The organism is Pseudarthrobacter sulfonivorans (genome assembly GCF_024391045.1).
GTDB classification, from domain to species: Bacteria; Actinomycetota; Actinomycetes; order Actinomycetales; family Micrococcaceae; genus Arthrobacter; species Arthrobacter sulfonivorans_B.
This window is the reverse complement of sequence record NZ_JANFCZ010000039.1, coordinates 1-22516: the sequence shown is the minus strand read 5'-3', so window position 1 is coordinate 22516 and position 22516 is coordinate 1. Positions and strand designations below refer to the sequence as shown.

Here is a 22516-nt window from a genome sequence, read left to right as displayed (position 1 = left end):
CGAACTCACCCAACCCGGCCAACCCACCCAACGCATCTCCCTGCCCCGCCGCAGCCTCAAAGACTGCCTCGCCGAAGAACTCCGCCGCCTCGACCCCGACGAAGTTTTCGGTGAAGTGATTACTATTGGACTTCCACGTACCAATCTAAGGAGCGTCCGGCCCAGTGAGCGTTGAGCCCAGAGTAAGCATCCACCCTGATTCGTCCGTCCTGATGGCTGCCATCGCGGCACGGCTGATCACCAAGCTGGTGGACGTTCAGGACAAATACGGTGAGGCCACAGTGGTGCTGACCGGCGGCACGGTGGGCATCGGTACGCTGAAGGCCGTTGCGGACTCGCCGGCGGCCCCCGCCGTCGACTGGTCGAAGGTGAACTTTTGGTGGGGTGATGAGCGATTCGTTGCGGCCGAAGATTCCGACCGCAATACCAGGCAGGCATTTGATGCGCTGCTGGCGCATATTCCGGTTGATCCCGCCAGGATCAACCAGCCGGGGTCCACCGACGACTTCGACACTCCCGAGGAAGCCGCGGAGGATTACGCCAGGCGCCTGCGGGAGGCAGCCGCGGCGGAGCACGCCGCAGACATGTCGGACGACCGGCCCGACGAACCGGCGCAGCTCCCCCGGCTGGACGTGGTGCTGCTTGGTGTTGGCCCGGACGCCCATGTGGCCTCGTTGTTCCCCGAGCAGGGCGGGATCCGGGAGAAGGAGCGGACGGTGGTGGGGGTACGCAACTCCCCCAAGCCGCCGCCGCTGCGGATCTCCCTCACGCTGCCTGCGATCAATACAGCCGCCGAGGTCTGGATGGTGGTGGCCGGTGAGGACAAGGCCGGCGCGGTTGGCCTGGCGTTGGCCGGCGCCAACCCTGTGCAGGTCCCCGCAGCCGGACCCCGGGGGACATCCCGCACGCTCTGGCTTATTGACGAAAACGCCGCCTCAAGGGTCCCGCAGCAGCTGGTCCGGAAGGACGCCGCGGGCGCGTAGTTTTTCCAGCGCTCCGGCCAGCACGTCTTCGGCGTCCTGGTCGGAGCGCCGCTCTTTAACGTACTCAAGGTGGCTCTTGTACCCCTCGTCGAACTGTTCGTCCAGTGCAGCTTCCTGGCCGTCCCGCGACGCCGGCGCACCACATCTGCGGCAGTCCCAGCTGACCGGGATTTGTTCATCCGGCAGCCGGAGAAAAACGAGCTGTGTCTCATGGCCCTTGGCGCACCAGTAGGTGACCCGGATGCGGGGTACTCTTTCGCCTGAGGCAGCTTCGGACTGGTTCTTGGGACCGGTTCCCTCGATGACACCCACCCGGGTGCCTCGGAACGCTGACGCACTATGGACCATAGGGACTCCTGGCTGCTTAAACGACGCTGTTTAAACGAAACTGTGGCTGTTGGAAGCCAACAGCCACAGTCTAGTTCGGAGAATCCCGTCGCGGCAGTGCCGGGCCGCTTTCGGGTGGGGTTTTAGGAGTCGCCCGCTCCGCTGAACCGCATCAACAGTCCGAGCGCGATGATCACCACGCCCCAGGTGACGCCCAAGACAATGGTGAACCTGTTGAGGTTTCGTTCTGCTACGCCCGAAGAGCTCAGGCCGGAGCTCATCCCGCCGCCGAACATGTCAGACAGCCCACCGCCCCGTCCCTTGTGCAGCAGGATGAGCAGTGTCAGCAGAAGGCTGGTGATGCCCAGGAGAATCTGCAGAATGACATGAAGAACGTCCACGACGGCCTTTCAGAAGATTGGAATTGCGGGAGCCTGGTGCTGCGGACGGACTATCCCGCCAGCAGGTGACTCTCGAACCTGACAATATTAGCAAACTCGGCAGGGTCGAGGCTGGCGCCGCCCACCAACACGCCGTCTACGTCGCGTTCGTTCAGGATCGCGGCAACATTGTTGGCCTTGACCGAGCCGCCGTACAGGAGCCGGATCTTGGCGGCGACGTCGCCCCCGAAGAGGGTGGCCAGTTCGGCGCGGATGGCTGCGCACATTTCCTGGGCGTCTTCGGGGCCTGCCACTTCGCCGGTGCCGATTGCCCATACGGGTTCGTAGGCCACCACGAGTTCCGCGGCCTGGTCGGCGCTGAGCCCGGCAACATCGGCCCGCAGCTGGGTCAGGGTGTGGTCAACGTGGGTTCCGGCCTGCCGGATTTCCAGCCCTTCACCCACGCACAGCACCGGAGTCACCGCGTGCTTGTAGGCGGCCTTGACCTTGGCGTTCAGGACGTCGTCCGATTCGTTGTGGATGGTGCGGCGTTCGCTGTGTCCCACCAGCACGTACCGGCAACCGAGCTTGTTCAGGAACTGGCCGGAGATATCGCCGGTGTAGGCGCCGGAGTCGAACTGGGAGAGGTCCTGCCCGCCATAGGCAATCTCCAGCTCGTCGCCCTGGACCAGGGTCTGGACGCCACGGAGGTCGGTGAATGGCGGAAAGACCGCAACCTCCACGCGGCTGTAGTCGTGCTTGGCGTCGGACAGCGTCCAGGCCAGTTTTTGCAGGAGGGTGATTCCCTGGACATGGTCCATGTTCATCTTCCAGTTGCCCGCAATGAGAGGCGTGCGGTCAAAAGCGCCGTTCGTTGACGTAGTCACGTGTTCTCCAAAAGACTTGATATGTGTGCGGCCGGCAGGGTGCCCGCGGGCTCCCTGCCGGCCGAGGACTTGGCAGTCCAGGTCTAGCGATCCAGGACGCTGAGGCCCGGGAGTTCCTTACCTTCAAGATATTCCAGGCTGGCGCCGCCGCCGGTCGAGATGTGGCCGAACTGGTCATCCGCGAAACCGAGGGTCCGTACGGCTGCTGCGGAGTCACCGCCGCCTACCACCGTGAATGCGTCGGTCTCGGTCAGCGCCTGCGCGATGGCCCGGGTGCCGGCAGCGAATGCCGGGAACTCGAAGACACCCATGGGCCCGTTCCAGAAGACCGTTTTGGCCCCCTTGATCCGGTCCGCGAAGGCTGCCGCGGAGACCGGGCCGATGTCCAGGCCGATACCCTGCGCGCCGAAGCTGCTGCCTTCGATACCGTCGGCAGGGACGGTTTCGTGATCTGCATCCGTCGCGAACTTGGCCGCCACCACGACGTCCGTGGGCACAATGAACTCGGTCCCGGCGTCCGCCGCGCGCTTCAGGTAATCCTGGACCACGGAGATCTGGTCCTCTTCCAGCAGGCTGCCGGCCACCTTGTGACCGTCGGCTGCAAGGAAGGTGAACAGCATTCCACCGCCCACCAGGATGGTGTCCGCCTTGCCGATCAGGTTGTCGATGACTGCCAGTTTGTCCGAGACCTTGGAGCCGCCGAGCACCACAACGTAGGGCCGCTGCGTCTCCGTGGTGAGCTTGCGCAGCACCTCCACTTCGGTGCGCACAAGGTCGCCCTGGTACGACGGCAGCCGGGTGGCGACGTCGTACACGCTGGCGTGCTTGCGGTGGACAGCGCCGAACGCGTCATCCACGAAGGCGCCGTTGGGTCCCGTCAGGGCCACCAGTTCATCGGCGAAGGCGCCGCGCTGGGCGTCGTCCTTGCTGGTCTCGCGGGCATCGAAGCGCACGTTTTCAAGGACCAGCGCCTCGCCATCCTGCAGCGAAGCAGCCAGTTCCCTGGCCGAGTCACCGACGGTGTCAGCGGCAAGTATCACTTTGAAAGGGGCCAGCTCGGCCAGCCGCTTAATGGCAGGCTTGAGGGAGTATTTTTCCTCCGGAGCGCCCTTTGGGCGTCCGAGGTGGGCTGTTACCAGCACGCGGGCACCGGCGTCCGTGAGCTTCGTCAGCACTGGCAGGGAGGCCTTGATGCGGCCATCGTCAGTCACTGTAGAGCCGTCGAGCGGCACATTCAGGTCACTTCGAACCAGAATGTACCGCCCGCGGACACCTTCAGCGATCAGTTCGTTGAGGGTGTGGAATGTCATGTGTCTAACCCTAGCCCAGCTTGGCTGCGACAAGCTCCGTCAGGTCCACCAGGCGGTTGGAGTAGCCCCATTCGTTGTCATACCAGGACACAACCTTGACCTGGTTGCCAATGACCTTGGTCAGTCCCGAGTCGAAGATGGACGACGCCGGGTCCCCCACGATGTCGGAGGAAACGATCGGCTCGTCCGTGTAGGTCAGGTAGCCCTGCAGCGCCTCGGATTCGGAGGCCTTCTTCAGTGCAGCGTTGACTTCCTCGACGGTGGTCTCGCGGGAGACAGTGACAGTGAGGTCGGTGGCGGAACCTGTGGGGACAGGTACGCGGATGGCGTAGCCGTCCAGCTTTCCCTTGAGCTCGGGCAGGACCAGGCCGATTGCCTTGGCCGCACCCGTGGAGGTGGGGACCATGTTGATGGCGGCGGCGCGGGCGCGGCGGAGGTCCTTGTGCGGGCCGTCCTGGAGGTTCTGGTCCGCGGTGTAGGCGTGGACGGTGGTCATCAGGCCGCGCTCAATGCCGAACTCGTCGTTGACAACTTTGGCCAGCGGGCCCAGGCAGTTGGTGGTGCAGGAAGCGTTGGAGATGATGTGGTGCGTGGCGGAGTCGTAGAGGTTGTCGTTGACGCCCATCACGATGGTGATGTCCTCGTCCGAGGCGGGAGCGGAAATCAGGACCTTCTTGGCGCCGGCATCGATGTGCTTCTGTGCATCGGCGGCCTTCGTGAAGAAGCCCGTGGACTCGATGACAATGTCCACGCCGAGTTCGCCCCAGGGCAGCTTGGCGGGGTCGCGCTCTGCGAGGACCTTGACAACGTTGCCGTTGACGACGATGTTGCCGTCCTTCACCTCGATGGTTTCCTTCAGGCGGCCGCCGACGGAGTCGTACTTGAACAGGTGGGCCAGTGCCTCGGGGCTGGTGAGGTCGTTGACTGCCACGATCTCAAGGTCCGCGCCCTGCGCGAGTGCGGCGCGGAAGTAGTTGCGGCCGATGCGGCCGAAGCCGTTGATACCAATACGGGTCGTCACTTTTTCAGTCTCCTTGGTGCTTGATGAAGCACAACTAGTTGAGCGGGCGTTGAAGCCAACTAACAGATCCCGCACGCCATTGGGCAGAGATGATTAACAGAACGGAGGGCGACCAGCCACGTTGCTGAAGGCTGACCGCCTTCCGTGATCCATCTTACGTTTAAGTAGGTCCGCCCCCGCAAGTGCGGGGGCGGACCTTCCACAATCCAGCCGAAATCGCGCCGAAATGTGAAGTTTGTTACATGTTCATGTACTGCGTGTCACTACGGGAGGGTGATGAGGCCCGTGGCGTTGGTGCGTGCGGCGTCGAAGCGCTTGGCGACGTCGGCCCAGTTGACGATGTTCCAGAAGGCCTTCACGTAGTCAGCCTTGACATTGACGTAGTCCAGGTAGAAGGCGTGCTCCCACATGTCCAGCATCAGCAGCGGCGTGGTGCCGAGCGCAACGTTGCCCTGCTGGTCGTAGAGCTGTTCAATGACCAGGTTGCCGCCGATCGGCTCGTAGGCCAGGAAGCCCCAGCCGGATCCCTGCAGGCCGAGGGCGGCCGCGGAGAACTGGGCACGGAACGCGTCGAAGGAGCCGAACGCGTCGTCGATGGCTGCAGCCAGTTCACCCTCCGGCTTGTCGCCGCCGTCCGGGGACAGGTTCTTCCAGAACACGGAGTGGTTGACATGGCCGCCGGTGTGGAACGCGAGGTCCTTGGACAGGCGGTTGATGTTGGCGAAGTCGCCCTTGTCGCGTGCTTCGGCAAGCTGCTTCAGCGCGTTGTTGGCGCCCGCTACGTAGGTTGCATGGTGCTTGCTGTGGTGCAGCTCCATGATGCGCGCCGAAATGTGCGGCTCAAGCGCGGCGTAATCGTAGTCAAGTTCGGGCAGTACGTACTCGGTCACAAAATCCTCCAATATCGTGGACGGGTTCGTCCGGTTTGCTAACTCTCGGATTGTGCATCCGGATGACGGGCATCCGGAAGATTGGGTTGAACGCTCTGATTCTAGGGGGCCGCTACTCGTCCAGCATTTCAGGCGTCACATTGGCGTCCGTGCCGGGGATGCCGAGGTCGATGGCCCGTTTGTCCGCCATGGCCAGCAACCGGCGGATGCGGCCGGCGATGGCGTCCTTGGTCATCACCGGGTCTGCCAGGCGTCCCAGCTCATCGAGGCTGGCCTGCTTATGGGCCACCCGGAGCTCGCCGGCGTATTTGAGATGGCCCGGAACGTCGTCGCCCAGGATTTCCAGGGCACGGTCCACCCGGGCACCGGCGGCCACGGCGGCCTGGGCGGAGCGGCGCAGATTGGCGTCGTCGAAGTTGGCGAGCCGGTTGGCGGTGGCACGGACCTCCTTGCGCATCCGGCGTTCCTCCCAGACCATCAGGGCGTCGTGGGCCCCCATGCGGGTGAGCAGGGCCGCGATGGTGTCGCCGTCGCGGATCACAACGCGGTCCACTCCCCTGACTTCGCGTGCCTTGGCCTGAATGCCGAGCCGGCGGGCAGCCCCCACGAGGGCCAGCGCTGACTCGGGACCCGGGCAGGTGACTTCCATGGATGAGGAACGGCCGGGTTCGGTGAGGGAACCGTGGGCCAGGAAGGCGCCGCGCCAGACAGCCTCGGCATCGGCGGCTGAACCGTTGACGACTGCTGAGGGAAGGCCGCGCACCGGACGCCCGCGGCCGTCGAGGAGCCCGGTTTGCCGTGCCAGCGATTCCCCGTCCCGGACCACCCGCACCACGTAGCGGCTCCCGCGGCGCAGGCCTCCGCCGGAAACCACAATGATCTCGCTCTGGTGGCCGTAGACCTCGGCGATGGCGGCACGCAGCCGGCGGGCGGTGGACGCGAGGTCCACTTCCGCCTCGATGACGATCCGCCCGGAGATGATATGCAACCCGCCGGCGAACCGGAGCATCGCCGAAACCTCAGCCTTGCGCACCGAGGATTTTTTAATGTCGAGCCGGGAAAGTTCTTCCTTGACCGATGATGTCAGTGCCATGGCACCTTCCTAACTGTTCCCGAAAATGTCGTGGTACGCCGCTGCCAGACGCAAAGGGTCATGGACTGGCCGGCGGCCCGACGCCCCAACTTTACCCAAGACAACCTCGGCGCCGATCATCGCTGCTGCCTTCTCGAACTCCTGACGGTCCGGCACCGACGCGGGATCGGCCAGTACGACGTCGACGCTGAAGTCCGGTGCGTAGCGGCGCAGGGCGTGGAGGTGGTCGGCCGCGGTCATGCCGGTGGTCTCTTTGGTGTCCGTGGCCAGGTTCATGGTCAGGCAGCGTTTGGCCGCTGTCCTGCTGAGGGCGCCGCGCATTTCCGGGAGGAGCAGGTGCGGGAGCACGGAGGTATACCAGGAACCAGGGCCCAGGATGATCCAGTCCGCCAGTTCGATGGCCGTCAGCGCCTCCGTGCAGGCAGGCGCGTCTTCGGGCAGGAGCCGGACGTGCTCGAGGGAACCGGCCACGGCGCAGCGGGCCTGCCCGCGGACCGTCTGCAGCACCGAAGCACCGTCAGACGACGTGACGCGGATGTCGCCCTCAATCGTGAGCGGCACGGTGGACATCGGCAGGACCTGCCCGCGCGCCCCCAGGAGGGCGCCGGCCCATTTGAGGCCGGCCACGGCGTCGCCAAGCAGTTCCCACAGGGTGACGATGAGGAGGTTGCCGGTGGCGTGGTCATCGAGTGACCCGCCGCTGCCCTTCCCCGGCCGGAACCGGTGCTGCATCACGTCCCGCCAGGTCCGGCCCCAGTCGGTGTCATCGCACAAGGCGGACAGCGCCATGCGCAGGTCTCCCGGCGGGAGGACGCCGTACTCTTCGCGCAGACGCCCGGATGACCCGCCGTCGTCCGCCACTGTGACAATGGCGGTCAGTTCGGTGGTGAGCAGCCGCAGCGCCGACAGCGACGCGGACAAGCCGTGCCCGCCGCCGAGCGCCACCACGTTGGGACCTTTGTCCTGCTGGCCGCCTGTTCCGCTGGCAAGCGGTATCAACGGCAGCGGCCCGGTGAGCATCCCCATTATTCGCGGCCCAGGTCCCGGTGGGTTGTGGTGACAGTGACGCGGGGATACTGCGCAAGTTTCTTGGAAAGCTCGACGGCGACCGCCACCGACCGGTGCTTGCCGCCGGTGCAGCCCACGGCGATGGTGGCGTAGTGCTTGTTTTCGCGCCGGTATCCGTCCAGGACCGGCTCCAGGGCCAGCACGTAGCGGTCCACGAACGTCTTGACCCCCTCGGCTTCCAGGACGTAGTCGCTGACGTCCTGGTCCAGGCCGGTGTGGGGGCGCAACTGCGGAACCCAGTGCGGATTGGGGATGAACCGGACGTCCGCGACGTAGTTGGAGTCAACCGGAAGCCCGTACTTGAAGCCGAAGCTCATGACGTTGAGCCGGAGGGCCACCGGCCCGGTCTCGCTGAAGAGTTCCGTAATGGCCGTCGCCAGGCCGTGGACGTTGTAGTCGGACGTGTCAAGGACGACGTCGGAGCTTTCGCGCAGCTCCTTGAGCACCTCACGCTCGGCTGCTATGCCGTCGAGGATCCGGCCGCCTTCCTGGAGCGGATGGGGCCTGCGGCCCTGCTCGAAGCGGCGGACCAGGACGTCGTCGTTGGCGTCCAGGAACAGGACGCGGAACGTAACCCCGCTGGCGGCCAGGGCGCCCAGCGTCGCCCGCATGTCCGCGAAAAGGCCCTTGCTGCGGACATCCATCACCACAGCCAGGCGCGGAATGGACTGCGGCGCATGGGACACCAGCTCGGCGAGGGTGCCCAGCATCTGCGGCGGCAGGTTCTCTACGACATACCAGCCATGGTCCTCGAGCGCGTCTGCGGCGGTGCTGCGGCCCGCGCCGGACATGCCGGTGACTACCAGCAGCTCGGCTTCGACGGGTTTGATCGGCGTCATGCCGCCGTGATCCGTCCCGGACTCCGCCGTAGAGTCTGTCATTCGTTCTGCCCCGTTTCTGTCAAGATCCAGCGGGCCACCGCATCAGCGAAAACCTGCGTTCCTTACCCTACCTAGGTTTCAATGATTTCGCCGGTGGTCATATTGATGGCCGGTGCCGTCTCCCCGGCCGCTTCTTCGGCGCTGAAGTGGGAAACGATGGCGCTGGCCAGGGCCGGGCCGATGCCTTTGGCGGCCGTAAGCTCAGCCTCGGTGGCAGACTTCACGCCCTTGATGGAGCCGAAGTGTGCCACCAGAGCCTTGCGCTTGAACTCCCCCAGGCCCGGTACGCCGTCCAGGGCCGACAGTGTCATGGCCTTGCCGCGCTTCTGCCGGTGGAAGGTGATGGCGAAGCGGTGCGCTTCGTCACGGATCCGCTGGAGCAGGTAGAGCCCCTGGGACGTCCTGGGCAGGATCACCGGGAAGTCACTGTCCGGCAGCCAGACTTCCTCCAGCCGCTTGGCCAGGCCCACCACGTAGACGTCGTCAATGCCGAGCTCCGCCAGGGCCCGGGCCGCAGCATTTACCTGCGGCTGGCCCCCGTCCACCACCACCAGGTTCGGCGGGTAGGCAAACTTTGCCGGGGGTGTGGCTGTGGTGGTGTCCAGGACCGCCGCGTCCCCTGCCGCGTCGAGCGCCGCCTGGTGCCCTGTGAGCGCGGCCGCCTCAACCTGCGCAGACTTGTCCTGCAGGTAATAGCGGAACCGCCGGGTCAGGACATCGTGCATGGCAGCGGTGTCGTCTGCCGCCGCGGGCCCGGTGACGGAAAACTTGCGGTAGTCGGACTTCTTCGGCAGCCCGTCCTCCACCACCACCATGGAGGCCACCACGTTGGTTCCCTGCACATGGGAGACGTCATAACACTCAATCCGAAGCAGCGGCACCGGCAGGTCCAGGGCTTCCTGCAGCTCCTGGAGTGCCTGCGAGCGGACTGTCAGGTCACCTGCACGCCGGGTCTTGTGCAGTTTCAGCGCGTGTTCGGCATTCTCGCGGACGGTGGACATCAGCGCGGCTTTGTCGCCGCGCTGCGGCACCCTGATGTCCACTTTGGCGCCGCGCAGGCCGCCGAGCCATTCGGTCAGTTCCTCCACATTGCTGGGCGTTACCGGGACCAGGACTTCGCGCGGCAGGCGGCCATGGCTGTCGCTGTCCTCGCCGTACACCTGCTGGAGCAGGTGTTCCACCAGGTCCGGAGGGGTGGAGTCTTCCACTTTTTCGACGACCCAGCCCCGCTGTCCGCGGACCCGGCCGCCCCTGACGTGGAAGACCTGGACAGCGGCCTCGAGTTCGTCCTCGTGCAGGGCAAACACGTCGGCATCGGTGTCTTCGGCAAGCACAACCGCGTTGCGCTCAAAGACTTTCCGCAATGCGGAGATGTCATCCCGCAGCCGCGCCGCGCGTTCGTAGTCGAGCGTGGAAACTGCCTCGGCCATCTGCTTTTCGAGCTTGGCGATGAACCGTTTCGCTTCGCCGCCCATGAAGGCACAGAAGTCCTCGGCCAGGGCCCGGTGGTCCTCAGGGGAAATCCGGCCCACGCAGGGCGCCGAACATTTGTCGATATATCCCAGGAGGCAGGGGCGGCCGCTGGCCTGGGCCCGTTTGAGGACCCCTGCGCTGCAGCTGCGGACGGGGAAGACGCGCAGGAGCGTGTCCATGGTTTCCCTGATGGCGCCGGCGGTGTACGGGCCGAAGTAGCGGGTGCCCTTGCGCCGGTCCCCGCGCATCACCTGGACCCGGGGCAGCTTTTCACTCATGGTCAGGGCCAGGTAGGGATAGGTCTTGTCGTCGCGGAAGACCACGTTGAAGCGCGGCTTGAATTCCTTGATCCACGTGTATTCAAGCTGCAGGGATTCCAGTTCGCTGCCCACGACGGTCCACTCCACGCTGCTGGCCGCATGGACCATGGCATGGGTTTTCGGCAGCAGGCCTGCCGGGTTCGCGAAATAGGAGTTCAGGCGGGAGCGGAGGTTCTTTGCCTTGCCGACGTAGATGACCCGGCCATGGGGATCACGGAACCGGTACACGCCGGGGTTGGTGGGAATTTCTCCCGTCCGGGGCCGGTAAGTTGCTGGATCTGCCACTACTTAAGTCTACTGATCCTTAGTCCGTCGCCTTGCTCTGGTTGTAGCTGGTGGACCGTTCCTGGCCGCTGAGCCCGGCGATGGCGTCCATGATCCGGTCCGTCACCTCACGGCGTGCCGGCAGTGAATGGTCCGGACCGGTCTTGTCGAAGTACAGCGGTTCACCGACCTTCATGGTGAAATGATGCGGCTTGAAGCCCTTCTCGCCAGCCGGCTGCAGGTTCTCCGTGCCGATCAGTCCGACGGGGATCACCGGAGCTCCCGTGGCGAGGGCAAGCCAGCCGACGCCGGTGCGGCCGCGGTAGAGAATGCCGTCCCGCGAGCGTGTGCCCTCGGGATAGATGCCGATGCCCTTGCCCGCCTCCAGGATATCCAGGAGCGTCTTGAGCGCCTGGACGCTTGCTGCCTGCTCGCCGCGTTCCACGGGGATGGAGCCCACGGACTCGAAGAAGGACTTCATGACCTTCCCCTTCACGCCGCCCGTGGTGAAGTACTCAGCCTTGGCGAAGAATGCCACCGGTCGCGGCATCAGTGCCTGCACAATGACGCTGTCAAAGAACGACAGGTGGTTCGGGGCCACAATGAAGGGCCCCTCCTTGGGCACGTTCTCAAGGCCAATGACGGTGGGCCGGCAGGTGCCCGAGACCAGCCCGCGGAAGGTCCAGCGGACCGCCTCAAACAATGCCATCGTTGCGCACCTCACTCATCGCGGCCGTGTGGATGGATCCGAGCCGTCCGATGGCAGTGACCATGTCGCCGGTGTTTTCCACGACGGTGACGGCACCCGCCAGTTCCAGTTCGCCGTCGGGCGCGAAGCCCCAGCCCACGCCGATGCAGTCGAGCCCGTTCGCGATGGCGCCGGCAACGTCCTGGGCGCGGTCCCCCACCATGATGGCGTGGTGGGTGGACAGGTCAGTCAGGGCAGCCGCGATGATGTCAGCCTTGCCCGCCGGACCGTCAGTGGACGACTCATCGTCGGCGGATCCCCTGATGGTCTGGAAGAGGCCGGCAATGCCGTGGTGCTGCAGCACGATGTGCGCCAACCCCTCGGGTTTCTGGGTTGCGACTGCCACGGGCCGGCCCTCGTCCGCGAACGTCTCCAGCACGGACTTGATCCCGGGGTACAGGCGGCTTTGGGCGATGCCCTTGGCGAGGTAGTGCTGCCGGTACAGCCGGATGACGCTGTCCAGCCGGTCCGCCGGGACCATGGCCACGCTGAGGAGTGAATCGCTCAGCTTGGGGCCGATCATCGCGGCCAGCAGGTCTGGATCCGGAACCGGGAGGCCGGAGGCCGCCAGGGCCCCGGCGATGCCGTCGGTTATTCCGCCTGCCGGATCGACAAGAGTGCCGTCCAGGTCAAAGATCACGGGCACTGTTGTTTGAGTCACCGGCTTAGTTTCTCACGACACCGTGCATGGCAGAAACTCGCATGCCCGACACGGCATACATCGGCGGGGCGTGCCCCGTTCAGCCCAGGATCTCGGCAAGGAACGGGCCGGTGCGGCTTTCAGTGGACTTGGCAACCTGCTCCGGTGTGCCGGTGGCCACCACCTGCCCGCCTCCGGAACCGCCGTCGGGGCCCAGATCGACGATCCAGTCGGCGCTTTTGATGACGTCCAGGTTGTGCTCGATGGTGATCACGGTGTTGCCCTTGTCCACCAGGCTCTGGAGGACCAGCAGCAACTTGCGGATGTCCTCGAAGTGCAGCCCGGTGGTGGGCTCGTCGAGGACGTACACGCTGCGCCCGTTGGAGCGCTTCTGGAGTTCCGCGGCAAGCTTCACGCGCTGCGCCTCGCCGCCGGACAGGGTGGTGGCCGGCTGGCCCAGCCGCACGTAGCCCAGGCCGACATCGACCAGGGTGTTCAGGTGCCGGGCAATCGGCGAGAAAGCGGCAAAGAACTCGGCACCTTCCTCGATGGGCATGTTGAGGACATCGGCGATGGTCTTGCCCTTGTAGTGCACTTCGAGGGTCTCGCGGTTGTAGCGCGCACCGTGGCATACCTCGCACGGTACATACACGTCCGGAAGGAAGTTCATCTCAATCTTGAGAGTGCCGTCGCCGGCGCAGGCCTCGCAGCGGCCGCCCTTGACGTTGAAGGAGAACCGGCCCGGGAGGTATCCGCGGACCTTCGCTTCGGTGGTCTCTGCAAAGAGCTTGCGGATGTTGTCGAACACGCCGGTATACGTTGCCGGGTTGGATCGGGGGGTGCGGCCGATCGGGCTCTGGTCCACATGGACCACCTTGTCCAGGTGCTCCAGGCCCTGGATGCTCTTGTGGCGCCCGGCGACCTGCTTGGCGCCGTTGAGCTTGTTGGCCAGGACCTTGTACAGGATTTCGTTGACCAGGGTGGACTTGCCGGAGCCGCTGACGCCGGTCACTGCCGTAAAGAGTCCCAGGGGGAAGGCTGCATCGACGTTGACCAGGTTGTTTTCCCGCGCACCAATGACTTTCAGCTCGCGCTTCTTGTCGTATTTGCGCCGCTTCTTGGGAACGTCGATCTTCTTGCGGCCGGACAGGTAATCGCCGGTCAGTGACTCAGTGTTTTCGAGCAGGCCCTGATATGAACCCGAATGCACCACCTGGCCGCCGTGCTCGCCGGCGCCGGGGCCGATGTCCACGATCCAGTCGGCCACGTGGATGGTGTCTTCGTCGTGTTCCACCACGATCAGGGTATTACCCATGTCCCGGAGCCGGGTAAGGGTTTCGATGAGCCGGCGGTTATCCCGCTGGTGCAGGCCGATGGAGGGTTCGTCGAGGACGTACAGCACGCCCACCAGGCCCGACCCGATCTGGGTGGCGAGCCTGATGCGCTGCGCTTCACCGCCGGACAGTGTGGCGGACGGCCGTTCGAGGTTCAGGTATTCCAGCCCGACGTCGAGCAGGAAGGTCAGCCGCGCCTGGATTTCCTTGAGCACCTGGTGGGCGATCTGGGCTTCCCGGGGCGTCAGGACCAGACCGTTGAGGAAGTCTGCGCAGGTCCGCATGGGCATGGCGGCGACCTCGGCAATCGACTTGCCGTTGATCAGCACCGAAAGGGACGCGGGGTTCAACCGGGCGCCGTTGCAGGCCGGGCAGGGAATCTGCCGCATGTATTCTTCGTAGCGGTCACGGGCCCATTCGGAGTCCGTCTCGCCGTGCTTGCGGTGGACGTACTGGATGGCGCCCTCGAAGCCGGTGCTGTATTTCCGTTCCCGGCCGAACCGGTTCTTATACTGGACTACGACTTTGTGGTCCTTGCCGTGCAGGACGGTCTGGCGGACGTCCTTGCCCAGCTTTTCCCACGGCATGTCCATGGAGAAGCCCAGTTCCTTGGCAAGTCCTTCCAGGAGACGGTTCCAATATTCGGTGGTGGCAGTCCCCAAGGACCAGGGTGCGATGGCGCCCTCGCCCAGTGAGAGCTCCGGGTTGGGGACGATCAGTTCCTCGTCCACCTCCAGCCTGGTTCCGATGCCGCTGCAGGCGGCGCAGGCGCCGAAGGGGTTGTTGAACGAGAACGAACGCGGCTCGATCTCGTCAATGGCCAGGGGGTGCTCGTTGGGACACGCCAGGTTCTCCGAAAAGGCCCGAAGCCTGCCGGGGGCGTCCGCCTCGACGTCCACGAATTCCGCCAGTACCCGGCCCTCGGCCAGGCCCAGCGCCGTCTCCACCGAATCGGTGAGGCGCTGGCTGATGCCCTCCTTGACCACCAACCGGTCCACCACCACTTCGATGGTGTGCTTGAACTGCTTCCCGAGTTTCGGCGGCTCACTCAACTGGATGAGCTCACCGTCAACACGGGCGCGCGAGTAGCCCTTGGCGGTCAGTTCCTTGAAGAGGTCGACAAATTCGCCCTTGCGGCCCCTGACCACCGGCGCCAGAACCTGGAAGCGCGTGCCTTCGTCGAGCTCGAGCAGCTGGTCGACAATCTGCTGCGGCGTCTGCCTGGCCACAACCTCGCCGCAGACGGGGCAGTGCGGCCGTCCGACGCGCGCCCAGAGCAGGCGCATGTAGTCGTAAATTTCGGTGATGGTGCCCACCGTGGAGCGGGGATTCTTGCTGGTGGACTTCTGGTCGATGGATACGGCCGGCGAGAGGCCCTCGATGAAGTCGACGTCCGGCTTGTCCACCTGGCCCAGGAACTGGCGGGCGTAGGCAGACAGCGACTCAACGTAACGCCGCTGGCCCTCGGCAAAAATGGTGTCGAATGCCAGGGATGATTTCCCGGAACCGGACAGACCTGTGAAAACGATCATGGCGTCGCGGGGCAGATCCAGGTCCACGTTCCGCAGGTTATGCTCCCGCGCCCCCTTGACTACAAGGCGGGAAAGGTCGGGGCGGGCCGGCGTGGCTGCGCCCCGGGAGATGCTGGCGGGGACGGATTCGACTGCTGATTCTTCTGCTACGGCTTTAGGCACCCACTAATGCTAATCGAAAACTTCTTCGAATATCCATGCGGGCCGCTCAGTGGGCGTCGTAGGCGGCCGCCAGTAGCTTGACGGCTTCCGCGAACGTGGCGCCCTGCGCCCTCGCCACCGCCGCATAGGTTCCGGCGGCGACGGAAAGGGCGTCCGCCCGTTCACCACGCGCGCTGACGACGGTGCCGTTCCGGCCCTTGGTGGACACCACCCCGGCCGCCTCAAGCTCTTTATAGGCCCGGGCCACCGTGTGCGGCGCCACGTCGATCAGTGCCGCCAGCGCACGGACCGCCGGGAGTTTTGTCCCGGGCGGCAGGTCGCCGTTGTCGGCGAGCCGGATCACCTGCAGCCGCAGTTGCTCAAAGAGGGCCACCGTGCTGGCCTGGTTGGGCTTCCAGGTCCCGGGGAACGCCGCAGCGGTAGTCACCGTCCTGCCTCCAGTGACCCTGCCCGGCCGGCGAACTGGGCCTTGTAGAGCCTCGAATAGTGGCCGTTGGCGGCCAGCAGGTTCCGGTGGGTCCCCTGCTCTGCGATGCGTCCCTGATCCATGACCAAAATTAGATCAGCGTCGCGGACAGTAGACAAACGGTGGGCGATGACAAAACTTGTTTTGCCCCGCCGCAGTCTCTGCATGGCCTGGCGGATCAGGACCTCAATACGTGAGTCGACTGAACTGGTGGCCTCGTCGAGGATCAGCACACCGCGGTCGGCGAGCTGTGCCCTGGCGATGGCGATGAGTTGGCGTTGGCCGTGGCTCAGCGCCTCGCCGCCGCTGTCCAGGACGGAGTCGTACCCGGCCGGCATCGCGCGCACGAAGTGGTCCAGGTGGCTTGCCTCCGCGGCAGCGATCACCTCAGCGTCCGTGGCGCCGGTCCGGCCGTATTCGATGTTCTCCTTGATGCTGCCGGCAAACAGCCAGGCATCCTGGAGCACCACGCCGAAGCCCTCACGCAAGGTGTCCCGGGGGATGGCGGCGATGTCGGTTCCGCCGATGGTGATCCGTCCGGCGTCAGGTTCGTAGAACCTCATGAGCAGATTCACAATGGTGGTTTTACCCGCGCCCGTGTGCCCGACGATGGCCACGGTCTGGCCCGGCTCCACCGTGAAGGAAAGGTCCCGGATGACGGGTTCCCGGGTGTAGCCAAAGGTGACGTGGTCGAAGACGATCCGTCCGCCGAGCCCCGCATGGTGGCCGCCTTGTCCGGCCTCGGCAGGAATCTCCTCGGCATCGAGGAGTTCGAAGACCCGGTGCGCCGAAGCCGCGCAGGACTGGATGACGTTCAGCATGCCGCCGATCTGGCTCACGGGCTGCGTGAACAGCCGGCTGAACTGGATAAATGCCAGGATTCCGCCAATCGTCATGGCTCCGAGAGTGACCTGGAACGCGCCCACCACTGCGACTGCAATGTAAGTCAGGTTGGACATCAGGATCATCAGGGGCTGCACCAGCCCTGAGGAATACTCGGCCAGTGCGGAGGCCCGGGCGAGGCGGTCGTTGCCCGCCCGGAAGACTTCGGCTGCCTGTTCCTGGTGTCCGAATGCCATGATGACCTCGTGGCCGGTGATGAATTCCTCCACGTGCGCGTTCAAAGCACCGGTTTCATTCCACTGGTTCGCAAAATGGGCTTGGGATTTGCGGGATACCAGGACGGTTACCAGGGTGGACACCGGGACGGAGATGAGCGCAATCAGGGCCAGCAGCGGAGATATCCACAGCATCATGGCGAGTGCCCCTGACAACATCAGGACAGAGATGATCAGCTGTGTCAGGACCTGGCTCAGCGACTGCGCGATATTGTCGACGTCGTTGGTGACCCGGCTCAGGACGTCGCCGCGGGACTTCTCCTGGAAGTAGGTGGACGGAAGCCGGTGCAGCTTTTCCTCCACGGATGCCCGGAGGGTGTACATCAGGCCCTGGACTGAACCCGCGGTCAGCTTTCCCTGGATCCAGTTAAAGAGCGAAGCGCCGGCATACATCAGGGCGACGACCGCCAGCAGCCCCGCCAGCCGTTCCTGCTCGAACACCCCGCTATAGAATCCGTCCACCACGATGTCGGTGGCGTCGCCGAGGTAGTTCGGGGCCGCCACGTTGAGGCCGGCAAAGCAGCAGGTGGCCACCACGGCACCGACCATCCGCCACCTGGAGGGACGGAGCAGACCGAGCAACCGGCGCGCCGCCGGCCAGAACGTTTTGGGTGCTCCGTTGGGGAGCGGCTCCGTCACGGCAGGCCCTCCAGCGCCAATTGCGACTCGGCGATTTCCCGGTAGGTCGTGGAAGTTTCCAGGAGTTCAAGGTGCGTGCCCTGCGCCACGAGCCGGCCGTCGTCGAGCACCAGTATCCGGTCCGCGCCGGCGACGGTGGAGATACGTTCGGCAACCACGAGCACCACGGCGTCGGTCAGGGTGTCCGCGAGGGCCTCCCTGAGCCGGTTCTCCGTACCGAAATCGAGGGCCGAGAAGCTGTCGTCAAAGAGGTAGATGGGTGCCCGCCGCAACAGGGCGCGGGCAATGCAGATGCGTTGCCGCTGGCCGCCGGAGAGGTTCGTTCCGCCCTGGCCGACTTCACTGGCCAGCCCGAGGGGCAGCGCGCGGACGAAGCGTGCGGCCTGGGCCGTCTCCAGTGCTTGCCATAGCTGGCTGTCGGTTGCCTCCGGTTCGGCGATCCGCAGGTTCTGGGCGATGGTGCCGGTGAACAGATATGAGCGCTGGGGCACGATGGCCATTGCCCGGCGGAGGACCTGCAACGGGATGGTACGGATGTTCCGGCCGGCGATGGTTATGGTTCCGGCGCTGGTATCCAGAAACCGGGGCAGCAGGCCGAGCAGGGTTGATTTGCCGCTGCCGGTGGAGCCGATGACGGCAACGGTGGTGCCGGGACTCGCCGCGAAGCTGATGTTGTGGAGTACGGGACTTTCGGCGCCCGGGTAGGCGAAGCCGACATCCGTGAAGATGACGGTGGCTCCTTCGAAGGCTCCACTGCCGCCCTCCGCATCGTCGCCGTTCCCGCCGTCCCCCGAACACCCTGCGTCGTTGACGGACGGTTGGGTGTTGAGGACTGCGTTGAGCCGCTCTGCGCACGCTGCCGCGCGCGGTGCTGTGGTCAGTACGTACATGGCCATCATGATGGCGAGGAGGATCTGCATGATGTACGCGATGAAGGCGGTGAGGGCCCCGATGTTCATTTCGCCCGAGTACACCCGGTGCCCGCCGAACCACACCACGGCCACCGATGACAGGTTCACCACGATCATGATGAGCGGCAGCATGGCGGCAATGACCAGCGCCGATTGGAGGTTGTTTCCCGTCAGGCCGGCGTTTGCCCGCGCAAAGCGGCGTGCTTCATACTCCTGCCTGACGAAGGAGCGGATGACGTTGGCACCGATAATCTGCTCACGCAGGATCTGGCCGGTGCCGTCCAGCAACGTCTGGCCGTCGCGGTAGAGAGGTATGAGGCGCCGGACGATCAGGTACATGATGAGCAGGAGCACAGGCACGATGATAATGACGACGCTTGAAAGCACGATGTCCTGCTGCCACGCAAGGTATACGCCGCCTACGGCCATGACCGGTGCCGCCACCAGCATGGTGAACACCAGCACGGCGAACGATTGGATCTGCTGGGTGTCGTTGGTTGACCTGGTGACAAGGCTTTGGGCGCCAAAGGCGGCCACCTCCTGGGAGGAAAGGGACTGGATCTTGGTGAAGACCTCAGCCCTTAGCTGCTGGCCGACCGCCATGGCCACCACGGCACCGAGGTAGCCTGCCGCTACGGCGGCCGCCGCCTGGATGGCTGCAACCAGGGCCATGTCGATGCCCAGCCGGAAGATTTCGGGAGTGTTCCCGGCCACGATGCCGTCGTCGATGATGGCGGCGTTGATGGTGGGGAGGAGCAAAATGCCTGCGGTCTGCACCAGCTGCAGGACGATGATGGCGGCCACCTGGCCCTTATGGCCGGACAGCAACCTCATCAATAAGGCGAACAGCACTTCTCCTCCAGGATTTGGTGGGAGGCCGATAAGGGTCCGGCTTGTGGCCATCCCCATGAGGCCGGTTCTTTCCTGTTGCCGGAACCGAATTCCAATGTTGGTCACATGGCTATACGGGCCTTGTAAAGAACATCGAACGAATGGAGTTTAGGCGGTAAGTCGCTTTTGCGCTACGCCGAAGATCCGCCGGAACGGAAAAACCGTGCCGTGCGGGCTGTCCGGGTAGGCGACCCGCAGTGCGGCTGCGTATTCAGCCTCAAAAGCCCGCCCGTCCTCGACGGACAGGACCGCCAGCACCGGTCGCAGGGCAGTGCCGCGCACCCATTCGAGGACAGGATCCGCTCCGGGGAGGACCTGCTGATAGGTGGTTTCCCAGGCATCTGCCGTGCAGCCCGCGTCGAGCATGATGCGGAGGTAGTCGGCCGGCTCCCCCACGGCTTCCCCGCCGCGGAGTACGTCCTTCAACAGGGGCCGCCAGCGGGGCGTGGCGGCCAGTTCCCGCATGAGGGCATGGGACGGTGCGTTGAAGTTACCCGGAACCTGCATGGCGAACCACGACCCCGGGCTGAGCGCCGCCAGCCAGCGGGCCAGCATCTCCTGGTGCCCCGGCACCCACTGCAGCGCGGCGTTGGTGACCACCACGTCGGTTTCCTCGCCGGGCATCCAGTCCGCGATATCCGCCAGGCCGAAGCTCAGGCCGGGGAAACCGTCCGCCTGCGCGTCAGCCTTGGCAAGCATCTCTGCGGAGGCATCGAGTCCGACGACGGCCGCTTCGGGCCACCTCCGGGCAAGCGTTGCCGTCAGGTTGCCGGGCCCGCAGCCGAGGTCCACCACCTGGCGTGGCCTGTCAGCCTGGATCCGTCCGGTGAGGTCAAAAAACGGCCTGTCGCGGTAGTCGCCGAACTGGACGTACTTCACTGGGTCCCACTTCACATCTGACTCCATGTTCTGTGCTGTCTGGCAGTAGCGCGAGCCTAACGCTGCCCGGCCCGGAATCACGGCACCGACTGGGCACTAAGCTGGAAATCGATGAAACTCGTTGACCAGCTGCCTGTCCCGTCCGCGTCCGCCCACCCGGGCGCAGGCATAGACCCGGATGCCCTGTACACCCAGTTCCTGGAGTGGACCGAAAGCCGGGGCCTGGAGCTGTACGCGGCCCAGGACGAGGCCATCATGGAGCTGGCCACCGGCGCCAACGTCATCTTGGCCACGCCCACGGGGTCGGGAAAATCCCTGGTGGCCATCGCGGCACACTTCCAGGCCATGGCACGCGGGCAGCGCAGTTACTACACGGCTCCCATCAAGGCCCTGGTGTCGGAGAAGTTTTTCGCCCTGTGCGACATCTTCGGCGCGGACAACGTGGGCATGATCACCGGTGATTCCGGCGTCAACCAGGACGCACCCATTATCTGCTGCACGGCGGAAATCCTCGCGAACATCGCCCTGCGCGAGGGCGCGGCCGCGGACCTCGGCTCAGTGGTCATGGACGAATTCCACTTCTACTCGGACCCCCAGCGGGGCTGGGCCTGGCAGGTTCCCCTGCTGGAGCTTCCACAGGCGCAGTTCCTCCTGATGTCCGCCACGCTGGGTGACGTCAGCCGCTTCGAGGAGGGAATCACCGAGCTCACCGGCCGCCCCACCACCACCGTCAGTTCAGCGGAGCGCCCCATCCCGCTGCATTACTACTACCACGAGACCCCGGTCCACGAGACGCTGGAGGAGTTGCTCTCCACCCGCCAGGTACCGGTCTATGTGGTGCATTTCAGCCAGATCGAGGCCATTGACCGCGCCCAGACGCTGATGAGCATCAACGTGTGCACGCGGGAGGAAAAAGACAAGATCGCTGAACTGATCGCCAACTTCCGTTTTGCGGCCGGTTTCGGCAAGACCCTCAACCGGCTGGTCCGGCACGGCATAGGAGTCCACCATGCCGGCATGCTGCCCAAGTACCGGCGCCTCGTGGAACAGTTGGCGCAGGCCGGCCTGCTGAAGGTGATCTGCGGAACGGACACGCTGGGCGTCGGCATCAACGTGCCCATCCGCACCGTTCTGCTCACCGCCTTGAGCAAGTACGACGGCGTTCGCACCCGGCTGCTTAACTCCCGCGAGTTCCACCAGATCGCCGGCCGTGCCGGCCGGGCCGGGTACGACACCGCCGGGACTGTGGTGGTGCAGGCGCCCGAGCACGTGATCGAGAACGTCAAGGCGATGGCCAAAGCCACGGCGAAGTTCGGCGACGACCAGAAGAAGCTTCGCCAGGTGGTACGGAAGAAACCGCCGGAAGGGTTTGTGTCCTGGGGCGAACCGACCTTCAAGAGGCTGGTGGAATCGGTTCCGGACCCGCTCAGCTCCAGTTTCAGCGTGACCCACTCCATGCTGATGAACCTGATGGAACGGCCCGGCGACCCGTTCACCGCCGCCCGCCGGCTGCTGACCGAGAACCACGAGCCGCGGTCCTCGCAGCTGAGGCTCATGAAGCGCGCATTGGGCATCTACCGCGAACTCCTCGCCGCCGAGGTGGTGGAACGCATTCCCGAGGCTGAGCAGGGCGCGGATGGCAGGACCGTCCGGCTCACCGTCCACCTGCAGGCCAACTTTGCGCTGAACCAGCCGCTCTCGCCTTTTGCGCTGGCGGCGCTGGAACTGCTTGACCCGGATTCGCCGTCGTACGCCCTGGACGTCGTATCCGTGATCGAGTCGACGCTTGAGAAGCCCCGGCAGATCCTCTCCGCCCAGCAGAAGAAGGCGCGCGGGGAAGCCATCGCGGCGATGAAGGCTGACGGCATCGAGTACGACCAGCGGATGGCGATGCTGGAGGAGGTCAGCTACCCTCAGCCGCTCGCGGAAATGCTCGGCGAAGCGTTTGAGGTCTACCGCAAGGCCGCACCCTGGGTGGGCGACTTTGAACTGGCGCCCAAGTCAGTGGTCCGTGACATGTACGAACGTGCCATGAACTTCGGCGAGTTCGTCCAGTTCTACGGCCTGGCCCGTTCCGAAGGCATCGTGCTGCGCTACCTCGCCGACTGCTTCAAGGCGCTCCGCCAGACGGTGCCGCAGGACATGCTGCGGGAGGATCTCGAGGACCTCATCGCGTGGCTGGGCGAACTGGTGCGGCAGGTGGATTCGAGCCTCCTTGACGAATGGGAGGAGCTGACCTCCGGGTCGGCCCCCCCCCCTGCCTCTTATACCCATCTCCGAGGCCACGAACCCGGACTAG

20 protein-coding genes are annotated in these 22516 nt (G+C 65.0%); 3 read left to right on the top strand and 17 right to left on the bottom strand.

All coding sequences use genetic code 11. The features are described 5' to 3' along the window. Together NQJ30_RS18335 and pgl are read left to right on the top strand one after the other, a co-directional pair. Nucleotides 1–175: OpcA/G6PD domain-containing protein (locus tag NQJ30_RS18335; RefSeq protein WP_255771703.1), on the top strand; the 175-nt coding region annotated here is incomplete at its 5' end. Next, entirely contained in the window at nt 165–983 is an 819-nt protein-coding gene (gene pgl / locus NQJ30_RS18330; RefSeq protein WP_255771701.1) for a 6-phosphogluconolactonase, read from the top strand. The genes NQJ30_RS18335 and pgl, both read left to right, overlap by 11 nt. Here the strand turns inward: pgl and NQJ30_RS18325 are convergent. The 17 genes from NQJ30_RS18325 to NQJ30_RS18245 form a co-directional block, all read right to left on the bottom strand. Then, a complete protein-coding gene (locus tag NQJ30_RS18325) occupies nt 936–1331 on the bottom strand; it encodes an RNA polymerase-binding protein RbpA (protein ID WP_255771700.1) in 396 nt (131 codons plus the stop codon). The genes pgl and NQJ30_RS18325 overlap by 48 nt on opposite strands. A gap of 122 nt (nt 1332–1453) precedes the next feature. Further along, nucleotides 1454–1711: a preprotein translocase subunit SecG gene (secG, locus tag NQJ30_RS18320; RefSeq protein ID WP_255771699.1), complete on the bottom strand. Its 258-nt coding sequence runs from the start codon at nt 1709–1711 to the stop codon at nt 1454–1456. Nucleotides 1712–1761: 50 nt separating this feature from the next. Continuing rightward, nucleotides 1762–2577, bottom strand: a complete 816-nt coding sequence (tpiA, locus tag NQJ30_RS18315; RefSeq protein WP_255771698.1) for a triose-phosphate isomerase — start codon at nt 2575–2577, stop codon at nt 1762–1764. An 83-nt stretch (nt 2578–2660) separates the two neighbouring features. Continuing rightward, the gene (locus NQJ30_RS18310; protein ID WP_255771697.1) at nt 2661–3887 is read right to left on the bottom strand and encodes a phosphoglycerate kinase; all 1227 of its coding nucleotides are present in this window, start codon (nt 3885–3887) and stop codon (nt 2661–2663) included. 10 nt (nt 3888–3897) lie between these two features. Continuing rightward, a complete protein-coding gene (gene gap / locus NQJ30_RS18305) occupies nt 3898–4908 on the bottom strand; it encodes a type I glyceraldehyde-3-phosphate dehydrogenase (protein ID WP_255771696.1) in 1011 nt (336 codons plus the stop codon). 263 nt (nt 4909–5171) lie between these two features. After that, nucleotides 5172–5798, bottom strand: coding sequence for a superoxide dismutase (locus NQJ30_RS18300; protein WP_190989009.1), 627 nt, complete (start codon nt 5796–5798; stop codon nt 5172–5174). A 112-nt stretch (nt 5799–5910) separates the two neighbouring features. Next, the gene (gene whiA, locus NQJ30_RS18295; RefSeq protein ID WP_255771694.1) at nt 5911–6891 is read right to left on the bottom strand and encodes a DNA-binding protein WhiA; all 981 of its coding nucleotides are present in this window, start codon (nt 6889–6891) and stop codon (nt 5911–5913) included. A 9-nt stretch (nt 6892–6900) separates the two neighbouring features. Continuing rightward, on the bottom strand, nt 6901–7917 hold the full coding sequence (locus tag NQJ30_RS18290) for a gluconeogenesis factor YvcK family protein (RefSeq protein WP_255771692.1): 1017 nt from the start codon (nt 7915–7917) through the stop codon (nt 6901–6903). Continuing rightward, entirely contained in the window at nt 7917–8840 is a 924-nt protein-coding gene (gene rapZ, locus NQJ30_RS18285; RefSeq protein WP_255771690.1) for an RNase adapter RapZ, read from the bottom strand. Before rapZ ends, NQJ30_RS18290 begins: the two co-directional genes overlap by 1 nt. A gap of 71 nt (nt 8841–8911) precedes the next feature. Then, on the bottom strand, nt 8912–10918 hold the full coding sequence (gene uvrC / locus NQJ30_RS18280) for an excinuclease ABC subunit UvrC (RefSeq protein ID WP_255771689.1): 2007 nt from the start codon (nt 10916–10918) through the stop codon (nt 8912–8914). 19 nt (nt 10919–10937) lie between these two features. Then, nucleotides 10938–11606 (bottom strand): lysophospholipid acyltransferase family protein, encoded by a 669-nt coding sequence (locus tag NQJ30_RS18275; RefSeq protein WP_255771688.1) that lies wholly within the window; start codon nt 11604–11606, stop codon nt 10938–10940. Continuing rightward, nucleotides 11593–12306 (bottom strand): HAD hydrolase-like protein, encoded by a 714-nt coding sequence (locus NQJ30_RS18270; protein WP_255771687.1) that lies wholly within the window; start codon nt 12304–12306, stop codon nt 11593–11595. Before NQJ30_RS18270 ends, NQJ30_RS18275 begins: the two co-directional genes overlap by 14 nt. 79 nt (nt 12307–12385) lie before the next feature. Then, the gene (gene uvrA, locus NQJ30_RS18265; protein WP_255771686.1) at nt 12386–15313 is read right to left on the bottom strand and encodes an excinuclease ABC subunit UvrA; all 2928 of its coding nucleotides are present in this window, start codon (nt 15311–15313) and stop codon (nt 12386–12388) included. Nucleotides 15314–15359: 46 nt separating this feature from the next. Continuing rightward, complete coding sequence (locus NQJ30_RS18260; protein ID WP_255771685.1) at nt 15360–15740, bottom strand: GntR family transcriptional regulator; 381 nt, start codon at nt 15738–15740, stop codon at nt 15360–15362. After that, a complete protein-coding gene (locus tag NQJ30_RS18255; RefSeq protein WP_255771702.1) occupies nt 15737–17446 on the bottom strand; it encodes an ABC transporter ATP-binding protein in 1710 nt (569 codons plus the stop codon). The genes NQJ30_RS18260 and NQJ30_RS18255 overlap by 4 nt, the downstream gene beginning before the upstream one ends. 86 nt (nt 17447–17532) lie before the next feature. Next, a complete protein-coding gene (locus tag NQJ30_RS18250; protein WP_304664272.1) occupies nt 17533–19281 on the bottom strand; it encodes an ABC transporter ATP-binding protein in 1749 nt (582 codons plus the stop codon). Nucleotides 19282–19446: 165 nt separating this feature from the next. Continuing rightward, nucleotides 19447–20232 (bottom strand): trans-aconitate 2-methyltransferase, encoded by a 786-nt coding sequence (locus NQJ30_RS18245; protein WP_255771683.1) that lies wholly within the window; start codon nt 20230–20232, stop codon nt 19447–19449. 96 nt (nt 20233–20328) lie between these two features. Here NQJ30_RS18245 and NQJ30_RS18240 point away from each other — a divergent pair. Continuing rightward, the coding region (locus NQJ30_RS18240; protein WP_255771682.1) for a DEAD/DEAH box helicase at nt 20329–22516 on the top strand (2188 nt) is incomplete at its 3' end.